Here is an 18,559-nt window from a genome sequence, read left to right as displayed (position 1 = left end):
TTAAAAAGCTTCTGGATTCAAAAAGCATTGGGTTTTTTCGGCCCGCTGACTCCTCTCTCCAGAAGCTAGATTAAAATACTACAAGACTGTTGATCGGTACCAAAAGATTAATATGCCTTTGCAAAAACCACTGTATGCTCAGCTGGTTTGCCACAGCAAATACAGACTTGCTTCTTCTCCGCCGGATCGAAAGGAATGTTGCGGCTACCCGCACCTGTCTCTTCCTTAACTTTGGACTCGCATTCTTCGGAACCACACCAGCCAGCTAGTGCAAAGCCGCGTTTTTCTTCCATTGAAGCTTTCATTTCTTCCAAGGAATCTACAGAATAGAAATGGTCCTCGCGGAATTTCAGGGCACGTTCGAACATTTCATTATGAACCTGCTCGAGCATTGCTTGTACCTCTTCAACAAGGTTCTCCTGCTGAATTACCTTCTTCTCACCTGTGACACGGGATACGATAACGCAAACGCCATTCTCCATATCGCGTGGTCCAAGCTCCAAGCGTACAGGTATACCGCGCATTTCATATTCATTGAACTTCCAACCTGGCGTTACATCCGAACGATCATCCACACGTACACGAACACCTGCGTTCTTCAGCTCCTTGAACAGCTCGTCTGTCCGTCCAATCACGGCTTCGCGAGTTTTAGGAGGTCCGATTGGAATCATAATCACTTGAGTTGGCGCTACCTTAGGTGGCAGAACAAGACCACGGTCATCGCCATGCACCATAATCAGCGAACCAATCAAGCGTGTAGTGGATCCCCATGAGGTGGTATGCACATATTCTAAATTATTGTCGCGGCTCAAATACTGGATCTCAAATGCTGTTGCAAACTTGGTACCCAAGTAATGTGAGGTAGCAGCCTGAACAGCACGTCCATCTTTCATCATCGCTTCAATAGAATACGTATCTACTGCACCAGCAAAACGCTCGGAAGGTGTCTTTTGTCCAGTGATCACCGGAATGGCAAGGAATGTCTCGGCAAAATCACGGTAGTTATCCAGCATCTTCATGGTTTCTTCACGAGCTTCGGCCTCATTCTCATGCGCAGTATGCCCTTCTTGCCAAAGAAACTCAGTAGTGCGGATAAATGGTAAAGTACGCTTCTCCCAACGAACCACGTTCGCCCATTGATTGATAAGTACAGGAAGATCACGATAGGACTGAATCCATTTGGAATACATGTGCCCGAACATGGTCTCAGAAGTAGGTCGGACAGCCAGACGTTCTTCAAGCACGTCTCCACCAGCCTCAGTTACCCATGGCAGTTCGGGATTAAAGCCTTCAATATGATCTTTTTCCTTTTGAAAGAAACTCTCTGGAATGAACACTGGAAAGTAAGCATTACGATGCCCAGTTTCCTTGAGGCGGCGGTTCATTTCCTCCTGAATATGCTCCCATATTTCATAGCCCTCTGGCTTAAATACGATACAGCCACGAACAGGAGAGTAGTCCATCAAGTCTCCTTTTTTTATAACATCAATATACCAGCGTGAGAAATCCTCGCTTTGCGGCGTGATTTCCGTAACGAATTGCTTATCTTTTGCCATGTAATGGAATGCCTCCCGAAGAAAATTAGCCGCTGATCAAACGTAAAATATCATTATACGTAACAGCAATCATTAATAAAAATAACAGAGCAAATCCGACAAAGTGAACCATACCTTCACGACTCGGATCTACAGGTTTACCGCGTAATGCCTCCACACCTAGGAACGCCAGACGGCTTCCATCGAGTGCTGGAATCGGCAATAGGTTGAAAATCCCCAGATACAAGCTTAGGATAGCAGCCCAATAGGTAAGATACTGAATGCCTTGTTGGGCAATTTGACCGGTTACTTCAAAGGTACGAACCGGACCTCCAATATCATCCATATTGAATTTATTGATCAATTGCTTAAAGCCCAGAAAGATAGCTTCCGTCGTATCGACCATAGCTTTACCTGAACCTGTCAACGTCTCTCCAACCCCTGCTTTGCGGGTAGGAAGTTCAGGTGTAATCCCGATTTTGCCGCCTTCTTGTCCCTCCATGCTACGAGGAACGAGAGTCACATTAAGGGTCTCATCACCACGTTGAAGCATCCATTTCATTTCTTTCCCTTTGGACTCCGAGGTTAAGTCAATCATTTTTTGGTAATCGGCACCAATCTTCTCACCGTTGATGGAGACAATAATGTCACCCTTCTGCAATCCCGCCTCTTGTGCAGGCATTCCTTCAGAGACATCACCGATCTTAACATAAGTAGGATTCTCCACCGGAATTCCAACCATTTGCAAATGGATGGCAAACAGAACAAAGGCTAACAGGAAGTTCATCACAGGACCCGCAACAATAGCCAATGCACGCTGACCCACGGTCTTACTACCGAATTGGCGATCTTTAGGCGCAATTTGAGTCTGTTGCGTTCCTTTAATCATCATCGCTTGAGGATGAACATCATAAGTAGTAACTTCGCCATCCACATCCAAGCGGATTTGCAGATCATTTTCAAGATCAGTATGCAAAGCCTCACCACGGATTACATTTTTACGTGTATCCAGTGCGTCCAGATAAATATTTTTCACTTTGTTATCCTGACCGAGTCTTACTGCAATCGTCTGTCCTGAGCCAATTTCAATAATTTCTGGATCTTCACCAGCCATCCGAGCATAACCGCCAAAAGGCAGTAAACGCAAAGTGAACTGTGTCTCATTCCGTTTATAAGAAAACAGTTTCGGACCGAAACCGATAGCAAATTCCCTCACGAGAATACCGGCGCGTTTGGCAAAATAATAGTGACCCCATTCATGTACAGTCACCAGGACAAAAAACATGAGCACCGTTAATAAAACGACTTGAACCATTTCCAAACGTATCATCCCCCTTTAGGTGTAAGACCGAAGTATGTCCTCTTAATTTATCATTATTCTCCGATCAGGCACAAGAGAATCAACTGTCCCAACCTATTTTTAGGGCAAAGTAAGTATTTCCAGTCAAGCAATAACGCCATTGGCATCCCTTAAGGAGACGGTACGCGTTTACGCGAGAAATATAAGGATAATGTATAAAGTGAAACTTATACTTTCTTATATTTTTAAAAAGAGAACTTTCTACCTTCTACAGCGTTGCTGCCAGCTCACGAACACGCTTATCACAGGATTCAATTTGTTCCAAATTCGGATTGTTCTCGTTAATATGACGATGCAGCACTTCCCCGATGATCTCCTCAATTCGCAGGAATGGGATCTCATGACTCAAGAAACGAGCAACAGCAATTTCATTCGCAGCATTAAAAGCAGTAGTAGCTGTCCCTCCAGCTTTTCCACAATCCATGGCTAGCTTAAGCGCAGGGAAACGTTCATAGTCCATTTCTCGGAAAGTCAAACGTCCAACTTCAGCTAACGACAAACGCTGTGCCGGCGATTCCCAGCGTTCAGGATACGTGAGCGCATATTGAATCGGGACACGCATATCGGGATTACCAAGCTGAGCAATAATGCTGCTATCGCGGAACTCCACATATGAGTGAATGATACTCTCTGGATGCAAAAGTACATTTACTTGTTCATAAGGTAGACCAAATAGCCAATGCGCTTCAATCACCTCAAGCCCTTTATTCACCATTGTAGCAGAATCAATCGTGATTTTCGCGCCCATGCTCCAATTCGGATGACGAAGTGCATCTTCTACTGTTACATTCTTGAGTTGATCACGAGTGAAATCCCGGAAGGATCCACCAGAAGCCGTTAAAGTGATGCAAGCAATATCCGCGAGATTCTCACCATTTAAGCACTGAAAAATAGCAGAATGCTCGCTATCAATAGGTAACAACTTAACACCCTTACGATTAGCTAGATCAGTGACGAGGTGTCCTGCCGTTACCAAAGTCTCTTTATTAGCTAGTCCAATATGTTTGCCTGCTTCGATCGCAGCTAACGTGGATTGGAGGCCTACACTACCCATAACAGCCGTTACGACCATTTCGGCATCTCCACCAGCTGCCACCTCAACAAGACCTTCATTCCCGCTGTATAGCTGTATGCCAGAAGGCAGACTGGATCTAATCTCATCTGCCAACTCCTTTGTTGCAACAGAAACACGACGAGGATTAAACCGACGAACTTGTTCCAGCAATAACGCTGTATTCGTTCCAGCTGCCAAGCCATCTACTTGAAAAGAGTCTGGGTGCATAGCGATGACATCTAGAGTCTGAGTGCCGATCGAACCTGTGGAACCAAGAACACTTATTTTTTTCATAGTTATACCCTCTCCTTCCGTTAATAGTAAGGCATGAGCGTTAGGATATGTACGAATGGAAATACGATAATCCAGCTGTCACATCGATCAAGAATACCACCGTGACCTGGCAGAAGTGTGCCTGAATCTTTGATACCATACGCACGTTTATAGGCAGATTGCACAAGATCACCAAGCTGACCCAAGACCGCACAAGAAAGCCCTATAAGTAGCGCTCGTCCTATCGCTAGATGTTCAGGAGCAAATATTGCAAATACGATCGCGATTAGCATCGAGATCAGTACCCCACCTACTGCACCTTCCACCGTTTTGTTGGGACTGATGGCAGGCCAAAGTTTGTTCTTCCCCATGCTTCTTCCAACAAAGTAAGCCCCGGCATCACTACCCCAAATGCAGAAAAGGAGTAAAAAAGTCCAGAACAAACCATGTCCGTCATCCGATGCACGAGCCATGGCCATATAAGAAAAACCCATTCCAATGTATACTATACCAGTAAACAGCAAGGCTGTTACTCGAATATCTAATTTATTTTTAGTAAAAACTGTAACTAAAAGGAACAACAGCAGCAGAATCCAAATTCCTTGTTCCCACGATAAGGGTGCAGAGATCCCAAGCAAATTCCAAGGGATCATAAAACTTAGAATGGCTGCATAACCAAGAACGGTAGAACCGGAAAGCGCAGGTATCCCTATCATTTTCACAAATTCATAAAACCCGATAAAAGCCATGGCAGTAAGTAACAACTGGTATGGCCAGTTTCCCAACACGCATAAGCCTAAAAATAGTGCTCCGGCAACAATTCCGGTAATCAATCGCTGCTTCAAAGGTTTCCATCTCCTATCAAGCTACTTCAGTCCACCATAACGGCGTGTACGGCGTTGATATTCAGCAACTGCCTGATGCAAATGCTCCTTATCAAATTCAGGCCAATACACATCAGTAAACCACAGCTCACTATAAGCAAGCTGCCATAGCATGAAATTGCTAAGTCGCATTTCTCCGCTTGTACGTATAAGCAAATCCGGATCTGGTAACCCACCAGATAACATTCGGCTATCGATTAGATCAGTCGTAATATCTTCCGGTGACAAAGCCCCTGATTGGATGTCCTTACCAATGCTGCGCATGCAGTCCTCAATTTCTTTACGTCCCCCATAATTAAGAGCAAAATTCAATATAAGTCCAGTATTGCCCTGTGTTCGAGAAACCGCTTCTTCCATAGCCTTGCGTGTGTATGAAGGTAGTGCATCTGTATCCCCCATCATACGTACTTGGACATTCTTCTCAATCAGTTCATCAAGCTCAATGGCTAGAAACTCCACTGGCAAGCGCATCAGATAATCGACTTCTTCCTTTGGTCGTTTCCAATTTTCTGTCGAGAACGCATACATCGTCAAAAACTCAACACCCAGTTCGTCTGCAGCGATTGTAGCACGTTTAACAGCCTTCATGCCATTCTGATGACCCACAACGCGCGGCAACCCGCGACGCTTAGCCCAACGCCCATTGCCGTCCATAATAACAGCCACGTGCCGGGGAATGTTATCCGGTGAAATCTCGACTGGCTGTTGCCTGTCTTTACGGCTCAGCCACGCTTGAACCCGTTTGATCATTTCCGTTTCCTCCAAGCTCTTATCAGAAAGAGACAAACCCCACCATTAACGGAGGGGCCTTAAGTCTCTAGAATATCTTTATACTTCCATAATCTCTTTTTCTTTGGATACAAGCACTTTGTCGACCTCGGCTATGAACTTATCCGTTGTCTTTTGAATGTCTTCCTGATGGCCACGGGACTCATCTTCCGAGATACCGTTTTTCTCCATCTTCTTAATATCATCGTTGGCATCACGGCGAATGTTGCGGATCGCTACTTTCGCTTCTTCACCAAATTTCTTCGTCAATTTCACCAAATCCGTCCGACGTTCTTCAGTCAGCGGAGGGATAGAAAGACGAATGATTGTGCCGTCATTAGCAGGCGTCAAACCGATATCCGATTTCATAATCGCCCGTTCAATGTCAGACATCGATGTTTTGTCCCACGGCTGGATTAACAGTGTCCGGGAATCCGGAGTACTGATGTTCGCCAGCTGATTGATTGGAGTTGGGGAACCATAATATTCAACTTGAATGCGATCTAGCAGTGATGTTGTTGCACGTCCTGCACGCAATGTTGCCAAGTCACGTTTCAGCGATGAAATCGCTTTTTCCATACGCTCTTCGGCATTTTTTTTGACCGATTGTGGCATTAATCTACACTCCCTTTAACAATCGTTCCGATCTTCTCACCGAGAACGACACGTTTGATATTGCCTTGTTCAGTAATGGCAAATACAATGAGCGGTATATTATTATCCATACATAGAGATGAAGCTGTGGAATCCATAACACCAAGGTTTTTGTTCAGAACATCCATGTAAGTGAGCTGTTCAAATTTCTCGGCTGTGCTGTCTTTAAACGGATCTGCTGAATATACACCATCAACCTTGTTCTTCGCCATCAGAATAACTTCTGCTTCGATTTCTGCTGCTCTAAGTGCTGCAGTAGTATCTGTAGAGAAGAAAGGGTTACCTGTGCCTGCTGCAAAAATAACAACACGGCCCTTCTCCAAGTGACGAATCGCACGACGACGAATGTACGGTTCAGCAATTTGCTGCATTGAGATCGAAGTCTGCACTCTTGTTGGCACATCGATTTGTTCTAATGCATCCTGCAGAGCAAGTGAATTCATTACTGTTGCCAGCATGCCCATATAATCTGCAGTAGCGCGATCTATGCCACTTGCACTACCAGCGATCCCGCGCCAAATGTTACCTCCACCACAAACAATCGCAACCTGAACGCCAAGCTCTACAACTTCCTTGATCTGTTCAGCGATGGAAATAATCATGTCGGCATCAATACCATATCCGTTTTGTCCTGCCAAAGACTCTCCACTTACCTTAAGGACTACTCTCTTAAATACCGGCTGTTCCAAATGTATACCCTCACTTTCTGCAAAAGACGGAACACTACGTGTACGTGTTCCGCTCTTCTGATGCTTGCCTTTATTCAATTCTTCACAGTTATGATGAAGCTGATATTAATTATTTACTTGTGCCATAACTTCTTCAACAAAGTTATCCACTTTCTTTTCCAAACCTTCGCCTAGTTCAAAACGAGCAAAACGACGGATCGAGATGTTTTCTCCGATTGTGCTGATTTTTTCGTTCAGCAATTGGGAGATCGTTTTGTCTGGGTCTTTAACGAAGGTTTGCTCAAGCAAGCAATATTCTTCGTAATATTTACCAATACGTCCTTCAACCATTTTTTCAATGATTTTCTCAGGCTTACCTTCGTTCAAAGCTTGAGCTTTCAGGATTTCTTTTTCTTTTTCTACATCTTCTTGTGGAACTTCTTCACGACGAACATAACGTGGGTTTGCTGCAGCGATTTGCATAGCGATATCGCGAGCAAAATCCTTGAAGGAATCTGTTTTACCTACAAAGTCAGTTTCGCAGTTGATTTCTACAAGTACACCAATACGGCCGCCAGCGTGGATGTAAGATTCTACAACGCCTTCAGTAGCAATACGTCCTGCTTTGTTTGCTGCTGCGGACAAACCTTTTTCACGAAGCAATTCAGCCGCTTTAGTGATATCGTTATTAGCTTCTTCAAGCGCTTTTTTACAATCAAGCATACCAGCGCCTGTTCTTTCACGAAGTTCTTTTACTGCTTTTGCATCAACTGCCATTGTTTATTCCCTCCAGGTAATTGTCGTTTTCTTACATTATTCAAGGCTTTTATCCTAAAAAAAGGGCAGTGAGAGGTTATCCACCTGCCAACCACCCTTTTCATTTAAGTTCTTGTATGTGTTAGTCGCTACTTAAGCAGTAGTTGTGTCTTCGCCTTGGTGAGCTTCAACAACAGCGTCTGCCATTTTACCAGTCAACAATTTCACGGCGCGGATAGCGTCGTCGTTACCTGGAATTACGTAGTCGATTTCGTCTGGATCACAGTTAGTATCAACGATAGCTACGATTGGAATACCCAATTTGCGAGCTTCTGCAACTGCAATACGCTCTTTACGCGGGTCAATGATGAACAACGCGCTTGGTAGACCTTTCATGTTCTTGATACCGCCCAAGAATTTTTCAAGACGATCTTTCTCTTTGCGAAGAAGGATAACTTCTTTCTTAGGTAGAACTTCGAAAGTGCCGTCCTCTTCCCAAGATTCCAATTTCTTCAAACGATCAATACGTTTTTGGATAGTTTGGAAGTTAGTAAGAGTTCCGCCCAACCAACGTTGGTTAATGAAGAACATACCGGAACGTTCTGCTTCTTCTTTTACGGAATCTTGTGCTTGTTTCTTTGTTCCTACGAATAGGATTGTGCCGTTGTCACCAGCGACGCTTTTTACAAAGTTGTAAGCTTCTTCTACCTTCTTGACTGTTTTTTGCAAGTCAATAATGTAAATTCCGTTTCTTTCAGTGAAGATATAACGATCCATCTTTGGGTTCCAACGACGAGTCTGGTGACCGAAGTGTACCCCAGCTTCTAGAAGCTGTTTCATGGAGATTACTGCCATCTTCACACACCTCCTAAGTTTGGTTTATTGTGTGTCTCCTCCGCCGTGCGTCATCTTTCAGCAAGACTTTCTTCAGAAGAAAGCACCCCTTGTCGAAATCAACCGGCGTGTGTTTTAACACCGTCAATTACTATACCATATTTTATTAGTGTATGCAACGATCATTGAAAACTTATTAATTTTTCTAGTATAGAATCTAGACTCTCGTCTTTATTAAAGGTGTAAGAACCCGATTGAATCTTCGTATTGATCTGACGTTGATTGGCGGCTTTAAGAAAACTAGCCTTGTCCTTAATAACTTCAGCCTTCTCCAAAATATCTGCTGTTTTTGTCAGTGTGCTACCTGAAGGTATACGAACAACAACCCCTGCATTCGCAGTGGCTTTAGGCTTATCAGGTGCAACAGCAGATGGTGCAGTAGTGACCTCTGGCTTCTCAATAGTGCCTTCTTTAGGCGTTGAGGGCTCTTTAGGAGGGACAACCTTATTGGGGTTATCAGATACTGTAGGAGATACTACAGGAGCGGGAGAAGCCGCTACTGTAGGCTTAGAAGGTTCCACGTTCTCCGTACTTCCCTCATTAACGCCGTCTGTCTTCTCACCTTGAACAGCGTCCTCCAAAGCAGACTCATCAGAAGGTGGTTCAGTAGATTCGTCGATAACCTTCAAGTTCAATTTCTCAGCACCTTGTATTACCTGTTCCTTGGTGAGTGGAGCCGCTCCACCGGATATCATTAACTGAAGTAATAGTGCGCCTGCAATTAGCCCTGTGCCAAGACCGAACAAAAAAGAACGGTTCTTCATCATACCGATTCCTCCTGTTTGGCGAGTTGCAGAATCAGTTGCACTTCTCCCCGCTGAAGTCCAGCCGTCTTGGCAATGGAGTCTATCGATTTCCCCTGCTCATGTAGTTCAAATAATCTTGGATACCGCAATTTAATAGAACTAATGGGTTTCGCTTTCACTTCTGGTTGTATTGAACTCAATTCAGCTCCGGCAGACGGGTCTCCGATCGCAGCAACCTTAGCATACGAACCCTTCTCAACCGAAACTTCTAACTCTCTTAACCGCTTTTCTTCGTTAGTTACTCGGCCCTCTAGTAATAAAGAGCTTTGTTGTAATTCTGTCAATTGATGCTGCAAATCACTAATCTGCCCTTGCATTGCTACATGATTAGTTTGTGATTGCTGTTTAATACTGCTGACCAACTGTGCTAGCTCTTCATTCTCGCGCTCTATGTCAGCCATATATAGCTCAAGCGCTGCCTCCGTTTCTTTGAGGCTTTGCTGCTCTGCTTTTCCTTCCTTCATACGCGCCGGAAGTAAAAGGGCATAAAGAATAGCGGCGACACCTACTAGCACAATATACACCCATGGTTGCAAGTGCCTTATCTCCTTTAACATATCAAATATAATTACTTATTAAAGACTCAGATCAATGCGCTGTCCTTTGTAAGGATGTTCCGCATCACGAGTACCTGACTTCGAACGTTTCTCCGAGGAAGGATTCCCTCCGGAATTATGATTGCCTTTATCTCCGCCATCGCGTAAAGCAGACTCAGAAGATTCATCCACTTCAGCGCTTCGCATGGTCATTTCCTGACTTTGTTTCACATTTTGTCCGGCCAGTTGATGCTGATCAATAGCGGGGCGCTGCTGAGATTCATTCTGAACCTTACCCGCTTCCGTAGTCCGAGGTAGTGCAATTTGCAGTTCCACTGGTTTTAGGCTCATCATAACCCTCTTCTCATAAGAAGAAACGATGTTGTCGTCTTTATGAAGACGATAACCGTTTCTCGTAAAAATATAAGGATAATGTATAACGTGAAACTTATACTTTCTTATATTTCAAGAATGGCCGGCCGCTATTGCTGCCCGCCCGATTAATTGTATGGCGTTAAGGATATATCACCTTCACTATAAACAAACACAACTCGTTCTGTGGGGTCCTTTACAAATCGTGTATATCTACCGATCATAATTTTGGATCCGCCATAGATCGTTTTGATCACTTCAACTCTAGCTCTGCCTGTATCTTCTAGCATTCTTTCAATCTCTAGTACACGTTCTTTAATTCTTTTTTCCTCACGTTGATGAGACTGTTTAGTAGCATTCAATTTAACGCGAAGTGCCACTTTATCTGCAGGGAGTTGACCATTAGTTGCCAATTGATTTAATAGATACAACGCTTTAGACGTTTTGTCCTCATTTTCAAGTAATTGACGCAGTGATTGACGTAGCTCGTTAATCTCATTTCTGAGCTCAGGTACTACTCCTACCTCAATAGAAGTCGCTGTGGACATGGTATTGCCTATGGTACGTGCTACGACTCTTTCCCCAGACTGTACAGTTCCGCCAACTATCAATCCCTTAGCTCCGTTACAAAGAACGTCTCTGCCCGCACGTATATTGGAATGCATAATGCTCTGGGATACAATGACATCTTCACCAGCTGTTACATTACCATCTTGAATGAAAGAGACCTTAACATTTTTCCCAGCAGTTACATGTCCTTTGTTATAGCCGATAATTCCACCTGTAATTTCGATGGATCCCCCAGAGATTAATTCCGCTCCTTCAACTCCACCAACCACACGAATATCACCGGCGGACTTTACAGAAAATCCTGAAAGTACGTTTCCTCGAATAACAACGGTACCTACAAAATCAATGTTCCCAGTACTGTAGTCCACATCACCATTCACTTCATAGACAGGAAATACATTGATTTTACCTCTATCGGTTAAAGTAACAAGACCGTCAATTGCGGCATACATCGAGGTTCCATTGTTATCAACGAGTACGTTCTTACCCACTTTAAAATGAGCTTCCCTTCCAGCTCTGAAAGCAAGCTCATCACCAGTTACAGTCTTACCATGCTTACCAGGCTGAGCAGGGATAATTCTAGCTATCAGCTTTCCTTTGAGGACGTTACGAAGCCGAACTAAATCCTTATAATCCACCTTACCATCCGCTTTTTCAAGCGGCTTGCGATCCTCTTCCAGATCAACAGTAAGCATAATACTTCCGTCGACTCCATTTACTGCAGGTTCGCCTGTAGCAATAGCGACTTTACTCCAAAAAAACTCCTCCGGATGACTACAAATACGTCCAACAATATCACGCTGGACCCCGTAGCGAATATTGTGACTGTGCAGGAAGCTTTCCAATTCTGTAGGAGAGCAGGAAAAATTCTCATCCTTTTTGGAGAACTGCAAATACGCGATCCCTTTGTCATCCGAAAAAGTAATACTTAAGTACTGATCCAAAGCATTTTGACCGATCAATTTTGCTCCCCCTTGTCACCACTAACGGTTAATCGTTTTGCATAAGTAGATCGCGATTCTTCTCAAGCGTTCCCCGCAGCCGCAAAATAGCCTTGGAATGAAGCTGCGAAATCCGTGAAGGAGATAGTGACATGACCTCTGCGATTTCGCTCAATGATAAATCTTCATAATATAAAAGGGACACAACGGTCCGTTCTTTCACCGTTAATTTCTCAATACCTTTGGTGAGGGCTTCGCGTAAGTAGAACTCATTTACCTTGCTATCCGGATTCTTAGCTTTATCGTCCACCAGTATGGACATTCGGGTCTCTGATTCCTCTTCACGAATCGGGTCTTCCAGTGAACATAGTGACATTACAGCCACATCCTGCAACATATTTTGAAATTCAGTTACACTAATATTCAGGTATAGACTCATTTCCTCATCACTAACGGATCTCAAATACTTCTGTTCCAACTGCTGATAAGCGTCCTCGATTTTTTTAGCTTTTTCTCGCACAGATCTAGGGACCCAATCACTTTGGCGTAAGGAATCTAAAATCGCACCACGTACGCGCCAGGAAGCATAGGTCTGAAACTGCAATCCCCGTTTGTAGTCGAATTTTTCAATCGCATCAATTAATCCCATTACTCCATTGCTGGCTAAATCATCTTTAGATACATTTTTGGGCAATCCCACAGCCAAACGGCTGGATACATAATCAACAATATGGAGATAACTCTCTATCAGCTTCTTTTTGGCTTCAGGGTCACTGTGTTCTTTCCACTGTTCCCATAGCTCGTCAGTTTCCAATTGAGAAGCTTTACGCTCGTTCAATAGCTTTCACCCTTCCCAAAGTTTAGTCAGAGAGCTTGTCGCGGCGAAACCTGCCTAGTCACAAGCATAAACGCCTTCGGCATCCTTATGAGGACGGTAGCGTTTAAGCGAGAAATATAAGGATAATGTATAAAGTGAAACTTATACTTTCTTATATTTAAGATAACCGATTCCGCCACAGCGCTCGCTTATTCTTCTTTCAGGTGACGAACGGCCTTGGCCAATTCTTCAGGATCTTTCATAGAGACTAGTTTTGGGGGTGTGAGCGGCTTGAACCCCTCACTGTTCCCACTCCCTTGTCCTGGCCTCGGTTTGAGTAGATTAATTAACTCTTCATCCTCATTAGGGGTACTGATGTCTAGCTTTGCACCAAGTTCTTCTCCCTCAACATCCTGTTCATCCGGAGGTGATGATTGATACACGATAGAACCCAATACCCATCTTAGGAGGAAAGCAAGCAGAAACCAGATGATAAATCCTAATAGGCTTCGTAATAAACTAGTACCGAGAACATTATTACTGTAGGTTACAAAAAAAGTGAATACAAAACCTATCAAACCAAACAGCAAGTTTATAAAAATGTTTCCTATCATCTTCATATTTATATTTCCTTAGCGCCTTTTTGCACACTGCGGATGAACAATACACCAGTGTTGCAGGCAATTTCTATCGTACGGCCATAATTACCGCCCGTGTCTTCCGCAATTAACGGAATTTTCAAATTCTCAAGAGCAAGTTTACAAGATTCAACATTACGAGGCCCGATCCTCATGGTGTCGCTCCCCCCGGCAAAGGCAAACATTTGTGATCCTCCTGCCATCTTGGCTACGATCCGACTCCGAACCGCACCAAGCTCCAGCAAACGGGATAAGAGCTCCGGCACTGCAGTATCTGCAAACTTAGCGATGTTTAATTGCCCTTCCCTAGCAATCTCAGAAGTAGGGAGCATCACATGCGCCATTCCCGCGAGTTTTTTTCCAGGGTCAAACAATGTCAATCCCACGCAGGAGCCAAGACCCGTTGTACGAATCAAACTATCCTGGCTTCCAATGTTAAGATCTGCCATCCCTACTTTAATGATGCTTTGTTCTTCAATCATTTTCAAACGGAACTCCTAGCGATTTGAAGATTTTCGGGAATGATTCCGGATCGGGAATAAGGAAAAATTGCCCTTCAATTTCGTTTTTCCCCTCAAAAAAGGTAGTATCGATCAACAATGCATCGTCACCCATTTGCCCAAATTGCAGCAAACCGTAGCTTAGGATGGCTCCAGCCATATCCATAGCAAGTGCAGGAACTGTTGGATACATAGAAAGTGAGGTAAAGTCTGCAAGAGAAGATAGGTACGATCCTGCTAATATATTTCCAATTTCACTCAGCGCGGAAAGTTCCATTTCTCCAAGCTCTTGGTCACTCAAAATCTCGATGCCTGCAATACGACTGAGTAAGTTCAAAGCGGCTTCCGGGGAAAGTATGAAAAACAGGTTGCCCGGAGCTTCTCCCTCCACACGTAAGAAAACTGCATATACTAGTTCTTCAGCTCCACCAACTTTGTCCGTAATCTCTTCAAAGTTGAGAAGCTGTACCTTGGGAACAGCCATATCAATCGGCTTATTCAAGAGCTGTGATAATGCGGTGGCTGCATTCCCAGCTCCAATATTCCCGACTTCCTTAAGCACATCCATTTTAAAATCCTTATAGTGCTTAAATAATTCCACAGGTTAGCCCTCTAGGCTTTCTAATTGAACGATTTCGCCTTTGTTAAGCACTTCTGACAGATTAAGCATAATCAGCAAGCGCTCTTCACCTATCTTGGCCACCCCATCTAAATACTTCGCTTTGATGCCGCCAACAACATCTGGAGGTGTATCGATAGAATCCCTGTTCAAATCTATTACATCATTTGCTGAATCTACAATGAAACCTACTTCCATTTCATTAACAGATACGATAATTACACGTGACTGGTCTGTTTGCTCCGCCTCTTCGATCCCAAAGCGGCCTCGAAGGTCAATCACAGGGATAACAACACCACGTAAATTAATTACACCCTTGATAAACGAATACGTTTTAGGCACACGAGTTATTGGCATCATGCGCTCAATGGTTTGTACCTTCTCAACTTCGATACCGTATTCCTCTGAACCTAATTTGAACACTATCACTTTAATATCTTCAGCCATGGAACGAACCTCCCTGTTCTATCCTAGTTATTTAATAAAAGCGTTCGGATCAATAATAAGTGCGACTTGGCCATCTCCAAGTATCGTTGCGCCAGATATCCCTTGAATTTCAGGTAAATATTTACCCAGATTCTTGATAACGATCTCGTTCTGACCAATAAAATCCTGTACAGCTAAGGCTACAAGACGTTCTCCCTTACGTACAACTACGATCTCTGTCTCTTCTTCAGTACTCTCATCATAATCAGGTACCGAAAATAGACGACTTAGAGAAACTAGTGGAATATGAGAATTCCTGAACTCTATCATTTTGTTGCCATGAATCGTACGGATTTGAGTGTTCTGCACGATTCCAGTTTCCACAATAGAGGATAATGGAATGGCATACTTCTCAGAACCCAATCGAATAAGCATGGCTGCAATAATAGATAGAGTAAGTGGCAACTGAACTGAAAAATTCGTACCTTTGCCTGGTGAAGAATAGATCGTTACATTACCACCCAGGGAAGAAATCTTAGATTTTACTACATCCAGTCCTACGCCACGACCTGAGACATCAGAAATAACTTCTGCCGTGCTGAAACCTGGTGCAAATAGTAATTGATAAGCTTCATCATCCGTCATATTCTTCGCTTGCTCTTGCGTGATCACGCCTTTTTTCACAGCAGACTTCAAAACCTTCTCTGGATAAATACCTGTTCCATCTTCCTCAATTTCAATGAAGACATGATTTCCGCTGTGGAAAGCACGTAGATGAACTGTCCCAGTCTCTGGTTTACCAGCAGCAATACGATCAGCAATGGATTCAATTCCGTGATCAACCGCATTACGCAATAAATGTACAAGTGGATCACCAATTTCATCAATTACCGTCCGGTCAAGCTCTGTTTCGGCACCCGTTACAATTAGATCTACTTTCTTGTCCAGCGACTTAGCTAGATCACGAAGCATACGTGGGAACCGGTTAAATACGGTATCTACTGGAACCATACGAAGCTTCATCACAATATTCTGGAGATCTCCGCTTACTCTGCCCATATGCTCGACAGTTTCCGTAAGATCACCATTCTGAACCTCAGAAGCCAGCTGTTCTAAACGAACTCTGTCAATCAGAAGTTCACTAAATAGATTCATGAGCACATCTAAGCGTTCGATATCTACACGAATCGTACGTGAAGGCGCCCCTCCTGTTTTAGTTGCTCCCGGCTTATTAGCTTCATCTTTGGTAGGCAATGGTTTAGATGCTACTGAAGCAGCTGGAGCTGTTTCCTCTACAGTGGCTGTTGCGGCAACCTCTGACACGGCAGCTGCCGTTTCTTGACCAAGCATTTTCAAGGATTCTTGATCTAGTGCTACTGCTGTTACTTTATCAATCTCAGACAAATTCATAATCATTGCCTGAATCTGATCAGCGTTTTTTTGGGTTATGTAATAGAGTGAGAAGCTTTGGTCAAATTTCTCTTGTTCTATATCTTGAACGGATGGGAAGGATTTAACTACTTCCCCCGAACGTTCGAGCAGATCAAACACCATGTATGCACGTACAGCCTTAAGTTGACAATCCTTACGGATCGTTACGTCCACATACAATGCATGATGCCCTTCCTGAATCGATTGTTCTAGAACAGAAAATTGGAACTCATCTAAATGAATCGGAGTTTCAGCTGCTTGTGCAGCAGGCATATTAGCAGCAGATGCTGTACCGCCTTCAACAGGAATCTCACCCCGTACGATAGCCTGTAGGGATGAGACAATGGCTGATACATCTGCTTTACCTTCGCCACCGCTAGTAATATCCTCAACCATAGACTCTAAGGCATCCAAACTTTTGAATAACGTATCAAAAATGAAATCCTGCATGCGCAGCTTGTTATTACGTACAAGATCTAACACATTCTCCATTTGGTGTGTAAGTGAAGCCAAATCTTCAAAGCCCATAGTCGCTGCCATACCTTTTAAAGTGTGCGCAGAGCGGAATATTACCTGGACGATACTAAGATCCTCAGGATTCGCTTCCAGTCCCATCATGCTCTCGTTCAATGACTGCAGATGATCATTCGACTCATCAATAAACATGGATAAATATTGGTTCATGTCCATAGTAGAGCACCTCCCCTTCGAGTTCGCTTTTCCGTTATTTAACGGCTTGCACTAGCCTTGGAGCAATTTCTTGCAAAGGCAGTACATATTTGACGCACTGCAATTCCACCGCAGATCGCGGCATCCCGTAAACGACACAGGTCTCTTCACTTTCAGCAAATGTTGAGGTAACCCCTGAGTCATAGAGAGATTTCATCATCCTAGCACCATCACTACCCATCCCTGTCATCAGCAACACGTGCCGATCTAGAGATGTGAGTGGAAGCAATGATTCGAATAAAACATCCACTGAAGGTCGGTGGCCATTTCGCGCCTCCTCCTTCGTGAGTACAACTGCATATTGCCCTTTAGATGTGGGTGTAACTTGTAAATGATAGCCTCCAGGCGCAATGTAGGCTGCTCCTTTTCGTAATATCATCCCCTGCTCTGCTTCTAACACTTCTAGCGGACTGAATGTATTCAGACGCTGGGCTAGTGATTTCGTAAAGTTAGGCGGCATATGCTGCACAATGACAATAGGAGCTGGAAAATCCGCTGGAATTTTCTCCAGGAGTACCTTCAGTGCACGAGGTCCGCCTGTAGAACAACCGACAGCAACTAATTTGTGCAAATTCTTGCTACCAACCATTCGATCTGGAGAAAGTCCCGAAGACTCAGTAGATACCTCCACTAAAGACTCTATCACCGGTTTGGGCGGAATTGGTTTATTCTCTACTTTAGTGTTTGGTTTAGACTTTTCGATTAACGGTGTTTTAGCAGAGATGATTGGTTTGGTTGCTTTTTTAGGGATAGTACTATCTACTGGCTGTTTCCCCCGCGGTTTTCTCATTTCTTCATCTTTGAGAGAAGATTTAAGTGCTGCCTTGGATTTGTCCGGTAACAATCTCGGTGCAGTCGGCAGTAATGGCTCTAAAGGCGTGATGTCAGGCATCCTAAAAGCAGATGCTCGCGCTTCACGTTGCTCTCGAGCCAACATAGCTTCTTTCATTTGCTCTCTTAGGGATTCCCCTACGCCCGTTATATCCTGGGAATTTGATATTGAAGGTTTACGAATGAAATCAAAAGCGCCCCATTCCAGTGCAAGAATGGTTTCCTTCATGCCCTCTTCATTGATGCCTGACAGCATAATCACTGGCAGCGGATCTGACGCCATTATTATTTTCAGCGCTTCCAGGCCGTTCATCTCCGGCATTTCCACATCCATAGTAACTAGATCCGGCCGAAGTTTGTTTATTTTCTCGATAGCCTCGCGACCATTTGTGGCTGTTGCCGTCACCTGAAAGTCAGCGTCATTTTCAATTAAATCGGAAATGATCTTGCGCATAAATGCAGAATCATCAACAACCAAAACTTTATATGGCTTCATA

General features: G+C 43.9%; 20 protein-coding genes. All 20 read right to left on the bottom strand.

Translation table 11 applies throughout. From position 1 onward, the window contains the following. Positions 1-107: 107 nt before the first annotated feature. The 20 genes from proS to MKY52_RS20925 all read right to left on the bottom strand — a co-directional run bounded on the left by proS (position 108) and on the right by MKY52_RS20925 (position 18,558). Entirely contained in the window at positions 108-1,556 is a 1,449-nt protein-coding gene (gene proS, locus MKY52_RS21020) for a proline--tRNA ligase (RefSeq protein ID WP_042189419.1), read from the bottom strand. Positions 1,557-1,581: 25 nt separating this feature from the next. Further along, positions 1,582-2,856 (bottom strand): RIP metalloprotease RseP, encoded by a 1,275-nt coding sequence (rseP, locus tag MKY52_RS21015; RefSeq protein ID WP_042189420.1) that lies wholly within the window; start codon positions 2,854-2,856, stop codon positions 1,582-1,584. A 247-nt stretch (positions 2,857-3,103) separates the two neighbouring features. Further along, positions 3,104-4,243, bottom strand: a complete 1,140-nt coding sequence (locus MKY52_RS21010; protein ID WP_341053187.1) for a 1-deoxy-D-xylulose-5-phosphate reductoisomerase — start codon at positions 4,241-4,243, stop codon at positions 3,104-3,106. A gap of 20 nt (positions 4,244-4,263) precedes the next feature. Further along, positions 4,264-5,067, bottom strand: coding sequence for a phosphatidate cytidylyltransferase (locus MKY52_RS21005; protein ID WP_042189422.1), 804 nt, complete (start codon positions 5,065-5,067; stop codon positions 4,264-4,266). A gap of 21 nt (positions 5,068-5,088) precedes the next feature. After that, the gene (locus MKY52_RS21000) at positions 5,089-5,856 is read right to left on the bottom strand and encodes an isoprenyl transferase (protein WP_042189423.1); all 768 of its coding nucleotides are present in this window, start codon (positions 5,854-5,856) and stop codon (positions 5,089-5,091) included. Positions 5,857-5,934: 78 nt separating this feature from the next. Further along, the gene (gene frr, locus MKY52_RS20995; RefSeq protein WP_042189424.1) at positions 5,935-6,489 is read right to left on the bottom strand and encodes a ribosome recycling factor; all 555 of its coding nucleotides are present in this window, start codon (positions 6,487-6,489) and stop codon (positions 5,935-5,937) included. After that, a complete protein-coding gene (gene pyrH, locus MKY52_RS20990; RefSeq protein WP_036688491.1) occupies positions 6,489-7,217 on the bottom strand; it encodes a UMP kinase in 729 nt (242 codons plus the stop codon). The genes frr and pyrH overlap by 1 nt, the downstream gene beginning before the upstream one ends. Positions 7,218-7,322: 105 nt before the next feature. After that, positions 7,323-7,973 carry a translation elongation factor Ts gene (tsf, locus tag MKY52_RS20985; RefSeq protein ID WP_042189425.1) on the bottom strand — a complete coding sequence of 217 codons (651 nt, stop codon included), beginning with the start codon at positions 7,971-7,973 and terminating at the stop codon, positions 7,323-7,325. A gap of 132 nt (positions 7,974-8,105) precedes the next feature. After that, positions 8,106-8,807, bottom strand: a complete 702-nt coding sequence (gene rpsB / locus MKY52_RS20980) for a 30S ribosomal protein S2 (protein WP_036688493.1) — start codon at positions 8,805-8,807, stop codon at positions 8,106-8,108. Positions 8,808-8,968: 161 nt separating this feature from the next. After that, complete coding sequence (locus MKY52_RS20975) at positions 8,969-9,613, bottom strand: endolytic transglycosylase MltG (protein ID WP_341053185.1); 645 nt, start codon at positions 9,611-9,613, stop codon at positions 8,969-8,971. Then, positions 9,610-10,188 carry a hypothetical protein gene (locus tag MKY52_RS20970; RefSeq protein ID WP_339796794.1) on the bottom strand — a complete coding sequence of 193 codons (579 nt, stop codon included), beginning with the start codon at positions 10,186-10,188 and terminating at the stop codon, positions 9,610-9,612. Before MKY52_RS20970 ends, MKY52_RS20975 begins: the two co-directional genes overlap by 4 nt. Before the next feature lie 39 nt (positions 10,189-10,227). Then, positions 10,228-10,539: a hypothetical protein gene (locus MKY52_RS20965; RefSeq protein WP_149646181.1), complete on the bottom strand. Its 312-nt coding sequence runs from the start codon at positions 10,537-10,539 to the stop codon at positions 10,228-10,230. 149 nt (positions 10,540-10,688) lie between these two features. Next, complete coding sequence (locus MKY52_RS20960; protein WP_341053183.1) at positions 10,689-12,092, bottom strand: DUF342 domain-containing protein; 1,404 nt, start codon at positions 12,090-12,092, stop codon at positions 10,689-10,691. Between the two features lie 28 nt (positions 12,093-12,120). Continuing rightward, the gene (locus MKY52_RS20955) at positions 12,121-12,909 is read right to left on the bottom strand and encodes a FliA/WhiG family RNA polymerase sigma factor (protein ID WP_042189430.1); all 789 of its coding nucleotides are present in this window, start codon (positions 12,907-12,909) and stop codon (positions 12,121-12,123) included. 188 nt (positions 12,910-13,097) lie between these two features. Then, entirely contained in the window at positions 13,098-13,508 is a 411-nt protein-coding gene (locus MKY52_RS20950; protein ID WP_341053181.1) for a hypothetical protein, read from the bottom strand. Between the two features lie 2 nt (positions 13,509-13,510). Beyond that, positions 13,511-14,008: a chemotaxis protein CheD gene (locus MKY52_RS20945; protein WP_042189431.1), complete on the bottom strand. Its 498-nt coding sequence runs from the start codon at positions 14,006-14,008 to the stop codon at positions 13,511-13,513. Beyond that, positions 14,001-14,594 (bottom strand): chemotaxis protein CheC, encoded by a 594-nt coding sequence (locus tag MKY52_RS20940; protein WP_371915738.1) that lies wholly within the window; start codon positions 14,592-14,594, stop codon positions 14,001-14,003. The genes MKY52_RS20945 and MKY52_RS20940 overlap by 8 nt, the downstream gene beginning before the upstream one ends. Before the next feature lie 36 nt (positions 14,595-14,630). Then, a complete protein-coding gene (locus MKY52_RS20935; RefSeq protein ID WP_076285425.1) occupies positions 14,631-15,092 on the bottom strand; it encodes a chemotaxis protein CheW in 462 nt (153 codons plus the stop codon). A gap of 27 nt (positions 15,093-15,119) precedes the next feature. Next, complete coding sequence (locus tag MKY52_RS20930; protein ID WP_076285424.1) at positions 15,120-17,192, bottom strand: chemotaxis protein CheA; 2,073 nt, start codon at positions 17,190-17,192, stop codon at positions 15,120-15,122. Positions 17,193-17,226: 34 nt separating this feature from the next. Beyond that, entirely contained in the window at positions 17,227-18,558 is a 1,332-nt protein-coding gene (locus tag MKY52_RS20925; RefSeq protein ID WP_341053180.1) for a protein-glutamate methylesterase/protein-glutamine glutaminase, read from the bottom strand. Position 18,559: the final 1 nt, after the last annotated feature.

This window comes from Paenibacillus sp. FSL P4-0184 (genome assembly GCF_038004625.1).
Lineage (GTDB): Bacteria > Bacillota > Bacilli > Paenibacillales > Paenibacillaceae > Paenibacillus_AQ.
This window is presented reverse-complemented; position numbering and strand designations above follow the sequence as displayed.